Origin of the sequence: Methylobacter sp. (genome assembly GCF_023227905.1) — a bacterium.
Classification (GTDB): domain Bacteria; phylum Pseudomonadota; class Gammaproteobacteria; order Methylococcales; family Methylomonadaceae; genus Methylobacter_A.
In genome coordinates, this window is sequence record NZ_JALOCF010000018.1 from 24,323 (window position 1) to 40,272 (window position 15,950).

Consider the following 15,950-nt stretch of genomic DNA (forward strand, 5'->3'; position numbering starts at 1 on the left):
CACGGTATGTGCTGCATGTTTTGGTTTGCACGATGAAAAACACTCCAAAACCGCATGAAAACCGGACTTAAACAAATCATTAAACGGCTTATCGTGGCATTTCACACAGAAAAACAGGGCATATGCCACATCATCCCGTTTGGCCGAACAAATGACTTTTAAACAAGCACAGGATCCAATATGACTAAATCAGAACTTATTGATATTTTGGTTAAAAAGCGTCCGCATTTGCAGCGGAAAGATGTGGAATTGGCGGTTGCCTGTATAATCGAGCAGATGAGCAAGGCACTGATGGCTAACGATAGAATAGAAATCAGGGGCTTTGGCAGTTTCTCCCTGCATTACCACCCGCCTTTTACCGGTCGAGACCCCAGAACCGGAGCTGAATTAAACTTGCCGCCCCGATATTCGCCCTATTTCAAACCGGGCAGAGAATTACGCCAGAGAGTCGATCTGTTAAGAACGGTTTATCGGATTAAGCAAAAAGTCTAGCTTTAAATCAAAGCGGCTTGAACGGATGACTACAGTCTCCGTATGAGGTTTGAAGAAGATTGCAACGTAAAACGGCGGCCGGAAAAGTTCCCGGCCGCCGTTAATCATTACAGTGTTTAATTATTGACCGATAGATTGGCGCATGTGGACCATGGCTTCTTCGGTATGCTTGGTACCGACATCCGCATGGCCTTTTTTAGCATGATCGATGGCTTCTTTTAAATGCTTCACAGCCTCAGTCATGTGCACATGCGCTTCGGCATGTTCTTTTTCCGCCGCTTCTGCATGTTTTAAACCTTCTTCCGCATGCTTAAGCAGTTGGTCGGCATGACCGTCTTGCCCATGAGCCGTAGCCATAGCCGAATGCTCCAGCGCTTGCGCTGTATGATGCTCGGTAGCATTTGCCTGGGAACTTAAACCAAGAGCCAGGGCGCCCATTAATACAACAATAAATTTTAATTTCATGAGAATATCCTTAAGTAGTTAATTAATATGGCAGATCACCGTAATAGCTATCGTCATCGGGGACGCTTTAGCATTACGGCTGAAGTTAGTGTAACTCATTCCGGATGTTATGTAAGTTACGGCATGTTTACGCTCCTCTCAAAATTGTTTACAACAATTTTGCCGCCCGACATGACCAGATCGGGATATTCCAGTGCTTTAAGGCTCTGCGCAGGATCGCCTTTCACCGCAATCATATCGGCCGGCGCTCCGGGTTGCAGGGTCCCCAACAACGGACTATTCAGATACCGGCCTGATTTCGAGGTCGCGCTACGCAAGACCTCTATAGCTTGCATGCCGGTTACGTGCATCATGGCGATAAGCTCCTGCGCATCGATGCCCCAGGGAATGTCAGGGTGCGCAATTTCAGCGCCGTATAAAAACTCTCCTCCCAATGCCGCCAAGGCGCGGGCATTGTCAATAATGCCGGGGCATTTCGATAAGGCATCCAGCGTAGTGATTGTTTTTACGTTTTGCGCCACCGCTTTTTTCAGCAATGCCTTGGGAATGACGCTGCATGGGATATGTGCCCATTCATCGACGCCTGCATCAATAGCAATCCTTGTACCGCTTGCCTCGCCTATATGCGCTGTCACTTTACGCCCCTGTTTATGGGCTTCATCGACTATCGCCCTGACAATATTTATCGGCAATAGCGGCCAAGCCTTCTTTGCATCGGAAGCTTTGCGATGCGGATTGCCGTGTTTTGCACCGACATGATGGTGTTCTGAAACCCAAGGCGCACCCGCTTCGCCGCCCGGTTCCAACGCGACCTTAATCACCACCGCGCCGCCGTTTATAAGCTTACCGACAGCCTCCCGCGCTTGTTGTTCCGTGGCTACGGCTATGGCGATATTTTCAGCCCCCAACTGCGCAATCGGATAACCACCGGGCGCGGTAATAATCGGCCCCGAAGTCAATACGCGCAAGCTGCCGTCGCCGCCATAAGGCCGGTGCAATGGCCCGCCTACATCCCGAACCGTAGTGATGCCGTGCTTTAGAACGGTATCGGCGGCAACCTGTTGAAAGGCTAGATGGGCATGCAATTCGATAAAACCCGGCAACAGGGTTGCATCGCCCAAATCAATGACTTTGGCATGAGCGGATTTGAATGCTTCGCGGCGGTCGATTTGAGCGATAACCCCACCAACTACCAATACCGAGACATTGCTTTTAATGTCGTTGCCGTCGAAAACCCGTGCGGCATGGATCAGAACAGGTGTTTGCCCCGTTTCCTGCGCAACGGCCAATGGCGAGTCAATGACTGCCAAGGCTAAAAACAACAGAAACCCGCTCCGGCTAAGGAATATGCACGGAATAACCCGGCATTTTTCTCTCCTCACTCCAACCCTTTCTCGAAGGGAGATAGGATAAGTTGTGGACATTATTTCATGCGCGTTCCTAAACATATTCATGATCACGCGTTTCATCATTTTTCATCCTTTAAAAGCTGATTTCCACGCCGCCATAAAAAGACAACGGCGCGCCGGCGTTTAACATCGGGTCGGTTGCCGCCGCCCTGTCCATTACATTATGGCTGGCGACGTATTGGCTATCGAGCAAGTTCCGGCCTTCGAGAAACACCTTGTAATGCTCATTAGACCAGCCGGTACGCATACCCAGCAGGCCGTAAGCATCGATCTTGTAAGTATTGGCAAAATCACCCCAACGCTTGCCCACTACATCAAAAGTAGGCCCTGCAAAAAAGCCGTCGGCATGGCGATAAAGAACCTCGCCTTTCAAGAAATAATCGGGAGCCGCCGGTAAATCGTTGTTGCCGTAAACACTATCGTTATCGAACTTGAAATGGTTGGTAGTAAAACTCAGCAGAGGCTCGATAGCATGCGTGCCTTTCTGGTCAAGCGCCAGCTTGGCACTGACAACGCCCTCAACGCCCGCATGGATCGTGTTATCGAAATTCTTTGCCAGACTCGTCCCCGGCGTCGGCGAAACGGACAGGATTTCTTTGTTAAGCCATGCGTAATACAGCGACAGATCCCACATCACATGATTCAAGTTACCGAAGTTTTGCTTGCCTCGCGTGCCTATTTCGACCGAAGTGCCTTCCATTGCCTTTAAAGCCGGATCGCCCGCGGTGGTGATGGTGTTATCGGCTAAATTATAGTTAGTCGGCGGCTCGTATAAGCGGCTGACATTGCTGTAAATACTGGCGTTTTTGCTCAGGCTGTACATCAAGCCCAAACCGGGATTAATACCGGCATAGTCGGCATTCGGATGGCTGTTGGTTCCGGTCAACGCGTTGGTGACCGGGTTAATGCCGATATTATCGACTTCGCGATGGGCAAATACGCCTTGCAAAGCGGGCGTCAGCGTCCATTTATCGGTAATGTGCCAGTGATCCTGGGCAAAGATTTCGATAGTCTCGGCATCCTTGGTAATTCGATTAGTCTGGCCGTTGCGCCTGCCGCCGTCGTTACGATAATTACCGCCCGTTTCCGAGTTGGTGCCGTAATTCACGCCCAGCAATAAGTCATGATTGTCCAGGCGCAGGTTGTAGCGGGCTGAACTACCCCAGTCCTGCTGATTGGAATCCACCAGCATACTGAAAACCTCCTGCGGCGCCATAGGCCCGGCCCCGTCAAAATCGACCATCACCTTGTCGACTATCGGATGATAAAGCTGCTGGTTTTCGAACGAAAAGCCGACTTCGAGCGAGCTTTTATCGTCAATCGTCCAGGTTGTTTTGTTGGCGACGCGCTCGGTCTCGGTATTTAACTGGTAATTGCCGCCGATAGCCTGGGCGCTGGCTTGGTTGGGGTCGGCATCGAATTGCGCCCGAGTCAGCTGCCCCGGCAACTGCTGGTCATTTTTAATGTAGCTGACAAAGGTACGGTTAACGACGGAATCGGAAACTTGCCAGCCGAAGTTGCTGTAAAGACCGAAGCGATCCTGCTTGTTGTGGGCGCGATAACCGTCCCATTCTTTGCCTTCGACCGTCAGCAAGCCGTCAAAACTGTCATTGAAAACCCGGCTCACCGTTCCGCGCCCGAGAAATTGGCCGAAACTGCCGCCGCTCAAGGCGAGCCTGGCCGCCGGGCTGTTATAGGCAGTGGGCGAGGTAAAATCCACCGCTCCGCCCAAGGTACTGGCCCCGTATTTAAACGCATTGCCGCCGCGTGCAACCGTTGCGAAACTCGCCGCCAACGGGTCGATGATACGATTATGGTTATTGCCGTCGGCGGCCGTGACCGGCAAACCGTCTTGCAAAAACTTAATGCCGTTTTGGTCATAGTTAGTGGAATCCAGATTAGAACCGCGGCTGGAAAAAAACACCTCGTCATTACCGCTTTGGCTGGCTGCCCAAACACCGGGGACATAACGAAAAAAATCCGCTACGCTGGAAACGTTACGATCATGCAAATCATTAATGTCGACCAAGCTGACGCCACCCGGCGAGCGCTCAACTTCGGCATTGGCGGCGGCAAGCTTTTGATCGCTTTTTTCCGTCACCACCAGGGTGTTAAGCTCGATATTCGATTGTTTCTCCGGTATTTCCTGTCTTGCTTTGACTATCTTTGGCAGCTCTTTCGCCGCAGCAGAACCGGAATTAAACAATAAAAAGAGAACAAATAAGGGCTCGCTTAACTGTAAAAGCGTAACAGGCCGATTGAAGGGTAAGCGCTTCATAATGATTCCAACGTAGTAAAGAAATACGCCTCAGCATTGGCTGAGAGTTTTTTATTCGAACCGAATCGACGCCTGGATTCGGCTCGAATACAGCCCGAAGATACTAACTAATACCGTCAGCGATTTCCTCGCGCATTCATATGGCAAAAGGAGTATTTCTTATGCCAAAAGTAGGATTGCGCGATATGCTCCGGTTTTACTTATTTAGCGTGTGATATGACGCACTTTTTTACATCGGTATCTTTTTTACTGCCTCCAAAAACCATTAACGCCATGAAAATAATACGTTAACAAGTCAAGGCCCGGTTTGTGCTTAATAACCTGGAGTTTTACAGCCAAGGATAATCATGGAAACAACACAAGCAACAGCGAGGCGTTGGCGCATAAGCAGCGACGAGCTGCAATTTCATCAGCTAAAAGATTGCTCGCAGCAATCGTTACCGGAAGATTTAGGTGTCGGGCAGTCAAGAATATTCCAGCTTGACCAGGACTTGAGCTACATAGAAACCCGCTACACGCCGTCCAAAGACTTGGCTGTTTTAAGCCGGATAGAGCATCAGGAGCCGCGCCTGATGGTTACGTTAAGCTTGAAAGGACATTCCCGTTTTGCCGGCAATAGCGGCGATGAACTTGTTTTTAGCGAAGGCTACACATCGATCACAACCCTCCGCTCAAGCGTCGGCGAGCGCCACTACCAAGCCCACAAGCCCACTATGCAGCTTCGTTTCGCACTGAATAAAACTTGGCTGGACCGCTACTTTGGCGAAAACAAGGCGGCACAGCTGTTCGGCAAAAGCGGCACTCAGCTGCTCAACTATCAGCCTATCTCTCCCCAGGCCTTGTATGCGGCGCAACAATTATTAAACTGCGACGACTCCAGGGAAACCAAGCGGATATTCATGCATGGACATGCCATGTCTCTGCTGGCGTATGAATTAAGCCATCTGTCTGAACACAAGCGCCCGAACTCATCGGGATTCAATCAAAAAGACGCCGCCATTGCGAAATCGGCCCGGGATATTCTATTCCATGAATTTAAAAATCCTCCGTCAGTAGCAGAGCTATCGAAACGGGCAGGAACCAATCAATTCAAACTAAAAAAATTATTTCACCATTTTTTCAATAACACGCCTTACGGTTTGTTGCTGGAAATCAGGATGAATCATGCCTATCAGTTGCTGGAATCGAGACAGTGCCAAGTCAGTGTTGCCGCAGACTTGGTCGGCTACAACCATGCCGGCAATTTCAGCGCCGCATTTATAAAACATTTCGGCGTTTCGCCTAAGACTATCGGCAAAAGCACTGAGGTAACTATTCAACCGCCGGTTGACGCTGATGTAAGCGGATAAGCTGAAATACTAGCTGTTCAGCGCATCCCTAGACAAAGATTGCGAATCATGACTTCCTCATCAGCCGGGACAATCAGCACCGGCTTGCAACCCGGACGGCCGATTTTGTTGTCCCCTGAGCGATTGGCTGACTGATCCAGGGCGAAGCCAAGAAACTCCAGTGGAGCGCAGATTTTTTCCCGAACTTCGGCGGAATGCTCGCCTATGCCGCCGGTAAAAACCAGCGCATCAATGCCGCCCGCCTTGGCCGCAAAGCCGCCTATCGCCGCCCTCACCTGACGGCAAAAATACTCGACGGCAAATTTTGCGGGTTCGCTATGGCTGGAAAGCAGCTTGCTCATCTCCGAACTTTCACCCGAAGACAAGGCCAGCAGCCACATCTTGTGAAATACCACATCACTCAATTCTTCCTGATCATATCGCTTCGCCAGCTCCAACATCACGCCGGGATCAAGGTCGCCGCTTCTCATTCCCATCGGGATACCGCCCGCCGGAGTGTAACCCATCGTGGTGTCTACAGATTTCAGGTTGTCCATCAGGCACAGGCTTGCACCGCTACCCAGGTGCGCGACGACAACCTTTCTATAAGCCGCGTCGCCCAAAATTCCTGCAAGGGTGTCGGCGATGTAGGCGTAATTGAGCCCATGGAAGCCAAAGCGGCGCAAGCCAAGCTCGCCCGGAATCGGCAGTCGTTTGGCCAACTCGGGCAGGGTGGCATGAAAAGCCGTATCGAAGCAGACGACTTGCGGCACATTAAAATGCTGTCGGCACAAATCCAGGCCAAGCAGATTGCCCGGCAAGTGCAACGGGGCAAGATCGATCAGCCCTTGCAGCCGGGAACGTTCGGCCGCATCAACCTGTCTTGCCTGATCGCTAATATCGCCGCCATGGACAAAACGGTGCCCCACCCGCTCCGGCTTCTCACCCGCCAGATCCAGCAGCAACCGGTCGAATACTTCCCCTTGGTCATGCACATGCCCATAGCGAAAATTCCGCCGCGATCCGTCAGCGGAAAACAGGCTCGCCTTCAGCGAAGACGAGCCGCTGTTGATGGTAAGAATCGAGTAGCTCAATTTGCCACCTCCAGTTAAATAGTTAACTCCCGCTTTAGAGTCCGCTCACTGTATCATCCGTATAACAGCCAATTAGCAATGCAGATTAATCACTGCTTAAAGCGACACTTATACATTTACTCACATATTTCCTGAAATGATCAAGCCAGGGCGCCTTGCTGCGAGCTAATTAACTCAAGTGTGTCCATATTGATAATAACTAAACAGCTTTTCTTAATTCAGCATGAAATAACATCAATGCCTGGACAACGAGCACATCATCTCTATGACTGTTTGCCCGCTCCAAATAAGAATAATTATCAACAAGTGTTGACTTGCCAAATGATAATCATTATTATTTAATCCATGGATAAAAAACCTTTCATTACGCTCGAACCATTAGACATGACGCCTTCTGTAAAGCAGGACATAACGCCGGTTTTAAGGCAGCGCTTACAAAGCGCGGAGCTATTTGGTACCGCGAACGAGGTTGTTATAGAACACGCCGGTGAGGAATACCGTTTACGTTTGACCCGTCAGGGAAAACTAATCCTGACCAAATAATTTAGTTTTTGCACTTTATTGTCGGCAGGCTTTTTTCTTAACTGCAGTCCTCTCTCCTTCTGATAGTGATGATTGAGCATGCCGACAATAAAGTGCAACAAGTAAAAATAAATAGCCAGCCATCCAATACGCCCAGGTATTGGTAGCCAGCCAATGTTAAAAGCCGCGCACTGCAAGTAGCTAGTGCCGTCTCAACACTGTACACAACAGCTTCGGCAGATTTTATGCTGCCTGATATTTGGATGGTGAAACCTATGAACTCAAATAAACGGCATAAGAAAGTGAGCCTTTCCGGTAACGGCGATTGCCGCGTGGCATTTTGTCCGGATTGCGGCACACTGGAGATAAATTTGGGAACATCGACGATACGCACCAATTACGAATCGTTACACCTGCTTAGCTCAGTCTTAAACCACGCCAAGGTTCGTCTTGCCCAGATTCAAAATGGGTCATTGGCAAATGACAACACTCAAATAAGGATCGGCCGTGTTCACTAAAATGTTCTTTCCGACAGCCGCCTTTTATTTTCTGGAAAACCGCCCCGCTCCGGCACTAGGAAATATCAGCTATGGTGGCGCCAAGCCTATCAGCGACCGCCCATGGCTTGCGATAGGCTTGGTGCTGTGCGCGCATCTGGCGGTTTTTGCGGCATTGGCACGACCACAGCAGTCTTTGCCGCTTGAGACCATGCCGGAACCGATCATGGTCAGCTTGCTGAGTGCGCCGCAGGCAGCGCCGCAAAAGCCGACATTACCACCCGCCAAGCCGGTAGAACAGCAGCATAAACCAATCAAGAAGCCAGTCAAAACACCGGTCAGTAAACCCGTGGTACCGATCATAAAACCGGCCAGTCTTCCAGCCGCCCCGTCTGTGGAGCAGCCTCCCATGCCCACAACCCCGGCAAGCTCCCCTGCTGCCGAAGCACAAGCGAGGCCAACGAATACCAAAGCCGCAGATACGCAAACCTATCAGTCGCCAAGCTTCAACGCGGCTTATCTCAATAACCCTGCCCCGAAATATCCGTCAGTGTCGCGGCGACTGGGTGAACAAGGCTTGGTGCTATTACGCGTACAGGTAACAGCGGACGGCGCAGCCGAATCCGTAGAACTGCAAACCGGCAGCGGCTCAAACCGTCTCGATCAGGCCGCACTGGAAGCCGTCAAAAAATGGCAATTTGTTCCCGCCAAACGCGGCGAACAATCGGTTAGTGCATCGGTCGTTGTACCGATCAGATTTTCATTAGAAGGATAAGTCATCATGCAAGCATATCTATTAGACAACCTGAAATTCATCACTGAGGGCGGCGCAGTTTCTATTATCGTTGCAACAGGCCTGTTAGCCATGTCCATAGGCAGTTGGAGTTTAATGGTCATCAAAGCCCTACAGGCACGGCGTTTAAAAAACAGCAGCGCAGCCTTTTTAACACGATTTTGGCAGGCCTCGTCGTCAACCCTGACGTCAATGGCAGCGGTCATGAGCGAGGATTTGAAAAAAGCGGAAAACCCGTTTGCGCGCCTTACGCTGCAAGGCATCAGCGCTGCCGACCATCACAAGCGCTACACCGAACGGGTAAGGGATGACGGAACTACTGCGTTGCAGGAACATTCGCACCATGATGAATTTATTGCCCAGGCGCTACGCCGGACTATCGGCCAGGAAGCCATGCAGATGGAGACAGGACTGACCTTGTTGGCTTCAGTAGGCAGTATCGCTCCTTTTATCGGATTGTTCGGCACCGTCTGGGGCATTTATCATGCGCTCGGCACTATCGCCGTCGGCGGCCAAGCCACGGTAGACAAAGTGGCAGGCCCGGTCGGCGAAGCATTGATCATGACCGCATTCGGCCTGGCAGTCGCCATCCCGGCGGTTCTCGCCTATAACACCCTGGTGCGCGACAATCGCCTGCTAATGGGCGAATTGGAAACGTTCGCCCACGATCTACATACCTACCTGACCACCGGCGTACCGCTGGCAGCTCTGCAAATTACCGAAACGCTACCGTCGGAAAATTCAAGCCAGGCCGTCCCTGCCCGGCCCTCATCCGGCGCTCCGCAAGCAAATTCTCTCCAAGCAGAGGTGTCGCTATGATCGGCTCAGGCGGCTTCGGCGGCGATAACCGTCATACGCAACCGATGGCGGAAATCAACACCACGCCGATGGTTGACGTCATGCTGGTGCTGCTGGTGATTTTCATCATCACCGCACCGCTGCTGACCCACTCGATCAAAATCGACCTGCCGCAAGCGGGCAGCCAAGCCAATCCGGAAAAACCCGACATCGTCACCCTGTCGATGAATGCGGAAGGCAAACTGTTTTGGAACGATGCGCCCCTTGCAGAAATTGAGCTTGACTCGCGATTGGCGGCGGAAGCGCAAAAAAAGCCCCAACCCGAACTGCATTTACGCGCCGACAAAACCACAAACTATCAACAATTAGCCATGGTAATGTCCGCTGCACAAAACGCAGGAATAGAAAAACTGGGCTTCGTTACCGATCCGAATCTAAAGAAATAAAACCGCATATCGGAAGGAATTATCATGTCTAAAAAAGATCAGCAAGAGACCTTATTAATGGCTGTCGAACATTTAAAAACTCAGTATGAAGCCCTGCAATATCCTTGCATTGCTCTGCTCATTTCCCGGTATTATCGTTTGCTTGGCAATTTAACTACATCCAAAAATAAGCAGGAAAAGTATGCCGCCTATTCAAGGACATGGCTTAACTGCCATATAAACAACCCAAGGCATCCGCAAAGAATTCAACACCAGCTTAATGATTTTATTCAGCCTTATGAATTCGGCCTAGAATCGAGCGCGAAATAACTTCATAACTAGCCCTCGATTCAAGCAAAGCGGAAAGGTAATTCCGTCCAAATAAAAAAACAGCCAGCCATCGCCTTTTGTGTGACCAGCCAGCCAGCAACAAGCTATACACAAAAGCGAGATATTTATGAAAAATCACAAGAACCGGCCGCTGATGCTGGCTATTGCCGCATTGTTGAACGCTTCGCATACCGAAGGTGCGGAGCTTGCTCAACCGGTACTTCCCGAAGTTAAAGTCAAGGCCGCCGCTGAAAAAGAACCCGCCTACAAAGCCGATACATCCAGCACCGGACTGAAGTTTGAAGCGGCCATACGCGATATTCCGCAATCCGTCAGCGTAGTCAAAGAGGAGTTGGTCAAATCGCAAAATGCCTTTAACCTGCGCGATGCGCTGAAGAATGTCAGCGGGCTGACCATTGCCGCCGGCGAGGGCGGGCGTACCGGCGATTCGATCACCTTGCGCGGGTTTTCAGCAAACTCCGACACTTATCTCGACGGCGTCAAGGAAAACGGCCAGTACGCTCGCGACACTTTTTTCCTGGACCGCGTCGAAGTGCTGAAAGGCGCGTCTTCGGTACTGTTCGGGCGCGGCTCGACCGGCGGCGTTATCAACCCGATTGCCAAAAAGCCGGTCATGGGCAAGTCATTCGCCACCGCGGACTTTACTTACGGTAACTATGACTTCAAGCGCACCACGCTGGATGCCGGAACAAAACTGACCGACAGCATCGCCGTGCGGCTCAACGCACTGTACCAGGATGCCGATTCGTTCCGCGATTACAATTACACCAACCGCTGGGGCGTCGCGCCGTCGGTCAAGTTCGACATCACCAAGGACACCGATCTGACTCTGATGCTGATGCATCAGGAAGAGGACAGCGTGTTCGACTATGGCGTGCCGATGGTCGGCGGAAAGCCCGCCAACGTGCCTGTCAACCAATTCTACGGTTTCAAGGATGATCTGTTGCAAACTTACGATACCTCGGTAGTGACGGCGATATTCAACCACCGCTTTAACTCGGATTTTTCAGTGCGGAATACCTCCCGATACGGCAATTATGATCGCAGCTATCGCACATTGCTGTTTTCAGGGTCGGCCTCCAATACCGGCCCGACAGCAACAATAGCCCGAACCCAGGCATTGCGCGAAAGCCCGCAAGAAAATTATTACAACCAGACCGACTTCACCTTCAAAAAACCGCTGTTCGGTTTTAACAATACCTTCCTTTTTGGCGCGGAAGTCGGCTGGGAAGATTATACCTTCCGGTCTAAAAACTCGACCGGCGTCAGCCGGGTGTCCATCTATAACCCCATATCAGCGCCAACTGTAGGTTTGGGCCGCGCCAACGATTTTTCCGGCGTACTGGCAACCGACAGAAACACCAAAACCAATACCGTTGCCGGTTACGTGCTCGATCAGTTCGAGATTACGCCCGAGTGGAAGCTGCTTGCCGGTGGACGTTACGATGTTTTTCAGGCGAAACAGAACGACAATCTTCTTAACAGCAATGATTTCGAGCGTACCGATCACCAATGGAACCCGCGTGCCGGTCTGGTGTGGCAACCGAAAAATTGGCAGGCGTACTATTTCAGTTACGGCACATCGTTCAATCCTTCCGCGGAAACTTTTTCCCTCGCCAGCAATACCGCCAACCTGAAACCGGAGCAGAGCCAGAATTTGGAAATCGGCGCCAAATTGGACCTTTTTGACGGACGACTCAGCGCGACCGGCGCGTTATTCCGGCTGGAAAAAACCAACGCGCGGACAGCCGATCCTAGCGATCCTACCCGGAATATTCTGGCCGGAGAACAGCGGACCGACGGTTTCGAGTTAGGATTGGCCGGAGACATTCTGCCTGACTGGAGCCTTTCGGCGACTTACGCTTATCTCGATGCCGAAGTGGTTAAATCCAATAACAGCGCCACAGGATCGGTCAGCGGGCAATCCAAGTCGCTCGAAGGCAAGAATTCGGTGAATGTGCCGGAAAACAGCGGCGTAGTCTGGACCAGTTACAAGATCACCCCGGAATGGGACGTAGGCGGCGGCGTGTTTATGTCCGGCTCGCGTTTCACCGATGCGGTTAATGAAGTGACCTTGCCCGGCTATGCGCGCCTTGATGCAACCGTGTCTTATCATCCGACCAAATACCTGGACATCCAGGCCAATGCGTTCAACCTGCTGGATAAGGTCTATTACGAATCCGGACAAACCAATACGGCCTTGCCGGGGACGCCGCTGTCGGGACAGCTGACGTTGCGGGTGAAATATTGATGTGCAATTGAATACACTAAATTTTGTCCACGAAAAGCAGCAGAGAGAAATGTTATCCAACGCGACTTGACGCCAAAGCAAGCTTTGGACTCCAGAAAATCCGGCTACAGGAGTTCAAAGCTTGCTTTGAATTTTAAATTTTTTAAACACAACGCAGAACCCGATCGCAGCCACGTCACAAACAGAGGATCACCATGCTACTTGCCATTGAAAATGTTTTAACAGGTGAAGAACTCGCCGGTGCGCGAGAACTATTCGCCAAAGCGCAATTTGTTGATGGCCGGGTCACCGCAGGCGAGCTGGCCGCCAAGGTAAAAAACAACCTGCAACTGCCTGCGAAGGCGGCGGAGACGCAAGTGCTGACCGAGATCGTTCATAATGCCTTGCATTGCAATCCGCTGTTTGTATCCGCGGCCTTGCCGAAAGTAGTCTGCCCGCCGCTGTTTAATCGCTATGTTCCGGGCATGGAGTTTGGCATCCATGTCGACAATGCGATCCGCGTCGGCGTGTCGACTTTTCGCACCGATGTATCGGGAACGCTGTTCCTGTCCGAGCCGGACGAATATGAAGGCGGGGAGTTGGTCATCGAAGACACTTACGGCGTGCAGCGCATTAAACTGCCTGCCGGAAGCCTGGTGCTGTATCCGTCAAGCAGCTTGCACAAGGTGGAAGCCATCACCGGCGGCCACCGCGATGTTGCAGTGTTCTGGGTGCAGAGTATGATTCGCGACGTCGCCCAGCGCAGCCTTTTGTTTCAGCTCGATGCTGGTATCCAGAGCCTTCGAGCCCGTGCCCCGGAAAGTCCTGAGATTGTGCCGCTGGTCGCTACTTACCATAACCTGCTGCGTATGTGGGCGGACATCTGACAATAAGCCGGGGTACCCCTTATAATGGCGCGACTTTAAAACCCCGAACCATTGATATGGCGGCCTGAGTTTTAACTTAAACTGAAACAGAGACTGGAAATGCTGCAAGCAACTGAACTCACTAAAGCCTATAACGGCGCCATTGCCCTGAACAAACTAAACCTGACGGTGAACAGCGGAGAGATTTTCTGCCTTTTGGGCGCGAACGGTGCCGGAAAAACCACAACCATCAATTTGTTCCTGAATTTCGTATCGCCGACCGGCGGGCAAGCGCAGGTGAACGGTATCGACGTAAGCAAGGAACCGCTTGAGGCGAAACGCCACATTGCTTATATTCCTGAAACGGTGATGCTCTACCCTAGCCTTTCCGGGCTGGAGAATCTTAAGTTTTTCACCACGCTGGCGCTGGGGCATAAGCGGCCCGAACATGAACTGCTCGAGTTACTTGCTCAAGCGGGACTGGTTGAAGACGCGGCGTTCAAACGCGTGTCCGGTTATTCGAAAGGCATGCGGCAGAAAGTCGGAATTGCTATTGCGATTGCGAAAAACGCGAAGGCGCTGCTGCTGGACGAACCGACTTCCGGTCTCGATCCGCAAGCCGCGAACGAATTCTCCAAACTGCTGGACCGGCTTAAAGCTGAAGGCGTAGCCATCCTGATGGCCACCCATGACCTGTTCCTGGCCAAGCAAGTCGGCACCCGCGTGGGCATCATGCAGCGCGGGAACCTGGTCTCGACCATGGCAACCGACGATCTCGGCCACGCCGATCTCGAGCGGCTTTATCTCGACATTGCTTATGGCTACAGCAAGGAAGCCGGATGAACACTGCCGCAAATGTTATCAGTACCATTGCTCGCAAAGAGTTGCTTGAGCAGTTACGCGATGCGCGATTTTGGTGGGCCGGCGGCATCATCCTGGTGTTAATGTTAACTGCGCTGCTGCTGGGCTGGCAGCAGATGCAGCTCGTTGACAAGGAGCATGCCGAAGCTCGCGCCGTGGCTTATCAGCAATGGCTGGATCAGGGCGATAAAAATCCCCACCAGGCCGCGCATTTCGGTCAATACGCTTTCAAGCCGATGAGTCCACTGGCGTTCGTTGATCCGGGCATCGACCGATTCGTTGGTTCCACGGTGTGGATGGAAGCGCATAAACAAAACGAATTCAATTTTCGCCCGGCGCGCGACGCGACCTCATTGCAACGCTTCGGCGAGCTGACTATGACGTTTGTATTGCAAACACTGGTGCCGCTGGTCATTGTATTGCTCTCCTTTTCGGCGTTCACCGGCGAACGCGAAAGCGGCACCTTACGGCAGTTATTGAGCATCGGCGTAAAGCCTTCGCAATTACTGGCCGGCAAAAGCCTGGCGATTGCGACAGCCATCGGCGCATTACTGTTGCCGATGGCATTGCTCGGTTTTGTGGCATTGGGTTTCGCCGAGAACCAGCATGCCGGTATGGCGAATTTATACAAGCGCGGTGCTTGGCTCGTCTTGGGCTATGCGATCTATTTAACCGGATTTATTGCCTTGGCGTTAGGCGTATCGGCGGCTTCGTCGTCATCGCGGAAAGCGCTGATCATGCTGCTCGCGTTTTGGGTGGTTAACGGTTTTATCGCACCACGGGCCATGACCGATTTAGCCCGCCTGATCTGCCCCACTCCAACCAAGGTAGAATTCCAGAACGGCATCAATGAAGCACGCAAAGCAAGTTTTGGACACGATGAAACGCATCCCGCTTTCGTCGCTTTTCGCGATGAGGTACTTAAGCAATACAAGGTCGCCCGTATTGAGGATTTGCCGATTAGCTTCCGTGGGCTCTCTTTGCGCAAAGGCGATGAGAACGGCTACCGCATTTACGACGAGCACTACGGCGCGCTCTGGAATACCTACGCACGCCAGGAACGTATCCGCGCTATCACGGGGTTTGCCTTTCCGCTAGCCGCACTCCGGCCGTTTTCCATGGGCTTGGCCGGTACCGACACTTTTCATCAAAACCGGTTTGCTACCGCTGCCGAACTGTACCGGCGGCAACTTCAAACAGCAATGAGCGAAGACCTGATCCAGCACCATAAAAACGGCGATAACAACTACGTATCCAATCGCGAATTGTGGGAAAAAATTCCGGCATTGGCGCACCAAATACCGGAAGCTGAAACCGCTATCGCCGAACAATCTTTAAACCTGGGGATTTTATTAATGTGGATGCTGACGACCATCGGGTTTGCAGTAACGGCAGCGCGGCGCTTACGGCCATAATATTAATAGTTGCAAAAGTTTTTGCATTTACAGCGGCCCGCACTGCAATGGCTTCGCCGACTATGGAATGCCGGTAACGGCTCGCGTTCTTTTGTTGGACCACGGTTGTGCCGCTCAAAGCAAGCT

16 protein-coding genes are annotated in these 15,950 nt (G+C 51.8%); 12 read left to right on the forward strand and 4 right to left on the reverse strand.

The genetic code is table 11. From position 1 onward, the window contains the following. The first annotated feature begins 180 nt into the window (after positions 1-180). A complete protein-coding gene (locus tag M0R47_RS09365; RefSeq protein WP_292553549.1) occupies positions 181-492 on the forward strand; it encodes an integration host factor subunit beta in 312 nt (103 codons plus the stop codon). Between the two features lie 120 nt (positions 493-612). Here the strand turns inward: M0R47_RS09365 and smbP are convergent, their stop codons facing one another. The 3 genes from smbP to M0R47_RS09380 form a co-directional block, all read right to left on the reverse strand. Then, a complete protein-coding gene (gene smbP, locus M0R47_RS09370) occupies positions 613-957 on the reverse strand; it encodes a small metal-binding protein SmbP (RefSeq protein ID WP_292553552.1) in 345 nt (114 codons plus the stop codon). 116 nt (positions 958-1,073) lie between these two features. Continuing rightward, the gene (locus tag M0R47_RS09375; protein ID WP_292553554.1) at positions 1,074-2,279 is read right to left on the reverse strand and encodes an amidohydrolase family protein; all 1,206 of its coding nucleotides are present in this window, start codon (positions 2,277-2,279) and stop codon (positions 1,074-1,076) included. Between the two features lie 160 nt (positions 2,280-2,439). Further along, on the reverse strand, positions 2,440-4,644 hold the full coding sequence (locus M0R47_RS09380; RefSeq protein WP_292553557.1) for a TonB-dependent receptor: 2,205 nt from the start codon (positions 4,642-4,644) through the stop codon (positions 2,440-2,442). A 347-nt stretch (positions 4,645-4,991) separates the two neighbouring features. On the opposite strand from M0R47_RS09380, the gene M0R47_RS09385 reads away from it, so the two are divergent. Continuing rightward, complete coding sequence (locus M0R47_RS09385) at positions 4,992-5,993, forward strand: AraC family transcriptional regulator (RefSeq protein ID WP_292553560.1); 1,002 nt, start codon at positions 4,992-4,994, stop codon at positions 5,991-5,993. A 17-nt stretch (positions 5,994-6,010) separates the two neighbouring features. Here M0R47_RS09385 and M0R47_RS09390 read toward each other — a convergent pair whose 3' ends face one another. Next, positions 6,011-7,066, reverse strand: a complete 1,056-nt coding sequence (locus M0R47_RS09390) for an acetate kinase (protein WP_292553563.1) — start codon at positions 7,064-7,066, stop codon at positions 6,011-6,013. A gap of 345 nt (positions 7,067-7,411) precedes the next feature. On the opposite strand from M0R47_RS09390, the gene M0R47_RS09395 reads away from it, so the two are divergent. From M0R47_RS09395 to M0R47_RS09440, 10 genes are all read left to right on the forward strand, one after another. Then, on the forward strand, positions 7,412-7,609 hold the full coding sequence (locus M0R47_RS09395; RefSeq protein WP_366513185.1) for a hemin uptake protein HemP: 198 nt from the start codon (positions 7,412-7,414) through the stop codon (positions 7,607-7,609). Between the two features lie 254 nt (positions 7,610-7,863). After that, positions 7,864-8,106: a hypothetical protein gene (locus tag M0R47_RS09400; protein WP_292553566.1), complete on the forward strand. Its 243-nt coding sequence runs from the start codon at positions 7,864-7,866 to the stop codon at positions 8,104-8,106. Next, positions 8,096-8,860: an energy transducer TonB gene (locus M0R47_RS09405; protein ID WP_292553568.1), complete on the forward strand. Its 765-nt coding sequence runs from the start codon at positions 8,096-8,098 to the stop codon at positions 8,858-8,860. Before M0R47_RS09400 ends, M0R47_RS09405 begins: the two co-directional genes overlap by 11 nt. A gap of 6 nt (positions 8,861-8,866) precedes the next feature. Beyond that, entirely contained in the window at positions 8,867-9,697 is an 831-nt protein-coding gene (locus M0R47_RS09410) for a MotA/TolQ/ExbB proton channel family protein (protein ID WP_292553571.1), read from the forward strand. Beyond that, on the forward strand, positions 9,694-10,122 hold the full coding sequence (locus M0R47_RS09415; protein ID WP_292553574.1) for a biopolymer transporter ExbD: 429 nt from the start codon (positions 9,694-9,696) through the stop codon (positions 10,120-10,122). The genes M0R47_RS09410 and M0R47_RS09415 overlap by 4 nt, the downstream gene beginning before the upstream one ends. Positions 10,123-10,146: 24 nt before the next feature. Continuing rightward, complete coding sequence (locus M0R47_RS09420; protein ID WP_292553577.1) at positions 10,147-10,431, forward strand: hypothetical protein; 285 nt, start codon at positions 10,147-10,149, stop codon at positions 10,429-10,431. A gap of 127 nt (positions 10,432-10,558) precedes the next feature. Further along, positions 10,559-12,703, forward strand: coding sequence for a TonB-dependent siderophore receptor (locus M0R47_RS09425; protein ID WP_292553580.1), 2,145 nt, complete (start codon positions 10,559-10,561; stop codon positions 12,701-12,703). Between the two features lie 194 nt (positions 12,704-12,897). After that, complete coding sequence (locus M0R47_RS09430) at positions 12,898-13,569, forward strand: Fe2+-dependent dioxygenase (RefSeq protein WP_292553583.1); 672 nt, start codon at positions 12,898-12,900, stop codon at positions 13,567-13,569. A 99-nt stretch (positions 13,570-13,668) separates the two neighbouring features. Further along, complete coding sequence (locus M0R47_RS09435) at positions 13,669-14,391, forward strand: ABC transporter ATP-binding protein (RefSeq protein WP_292553586.1); 723 nt, start codon at positions 13,669-13,671, stop codon at positions 14,389-14,391. Then, positions 14,388-15,824, forward strand: a complete 1,437-nt coding sequence (locus M0R47_RS09440) for a DUF3526 domain-containing protein (RefSeq protein ID WP_292553588.1) — start codon at positions 14,388-14,390, stop codon at positions 15,822-15,824. The genes M0R47_RS09435 and M0R47_RS09440 overlap by 4 nt, the downstream gene beginning before the upstream one ends. Positions 15,825-15,950: the final 126 nt, after the last annotated feature.

What these genes read in the sequence shown, in the direction of transcription:
- M0R47_RS09365 (WP_292553549.1), top strand. Translation starts at nt 181, where the DNA reads ATGACTAAATCAGAACTTATTGATATTTTGGTTAAAAAGCGTCCGCAT.
- smbP (WP_292553552.1), bottom strand. Translation starts at nt 957, where the DNA reads ATGAAATTAAAATTTATTGTTGTATTAATGGGCGCCCTGGCTCTTGGT.
- M0R47_RS09380 (WP_292553557.1), bottom strand. Translation starts at nt 4,644, where the DNA reads ATGAAGCGCTTACCCTTCAATCGGCCTGTTACGCTTTTACAGTTAAGC.
- M0R47_RS09385 (WP_292553560.1), top strand. Translation starts at nt 4,992, where the DNA reads ATGGAAACAACACAAGCAACAGCGAGGCGTTGGCGCATAAGCAGCGAC.
- M0R47_RS09395 (WP_366513185.1), top strand. Translation starts at nt 7,412, where the DNA reads ATGGATAAAAAACCTTTCATTACGCTCGAACCATTAGACATGACGCCT.
- M0R47_RS09400 (WP_292553566.1), top strand. Translation starts at nt 7,864, where the DNA reads ATGAACTCAAATAAACGGCATAAGAAAGTGAGCCTTTCCGGTAACGGC.
- M0R47_RS09410 (WP_292553571.1), top strand. Translation starts at nt 8,867, where the DNA reads ATGCAAGCATATCTATTAGACAACCTGAAATTCATCACTGAGGGCGGC.
- M0R47_RS09415 (WP_292553574.1), top strand. Translation starts at nt 9,694, where the DNA reads ATGATCGGCTCAGGCGGCTTCGGCGGCGATAACCGTCATACGCAACCG.
- M0R47_RS09420 (WP_292553577.1), top strand. Translation starts at nt 10,147, where the DNA reads ATGTCTAAAAAAGATCAGCAAGAGACCTTATTAATGGCTGTCGAACAT.
- M0R47_RS09425 (WP_292553580.1), top strand. Translation starts at nt 10,559, where the DNA reads ATGAAAAATCACAAGAACCGGCCGCTGATGCTGGCTATTGCCGCATTG.
- M0R47_RS09430 (WP_292553583.1), top strand. Translation starts at nt 12,898, where the DNA reads ATGCTACTTGCCATTGAAAATGTTTTAACAGGTGAAGAACTCGCCGGT.
- M0R47_RS09435 (WP_292553586.1), top strand. Translation starts at nt 13,669, where the DNA reads ATGCTGCAAGCAACTGAACTCACTAAAGCCTATAACGGCGCCATTGCC.
- M0R47_RS09440 (WP_292553588.1), top strand. Translation starts at nt 14,388, where the DNA reads ATGAACACTGCCGCAAATGTTATCAGTACCATTGCTCGCAAAGAGTTG.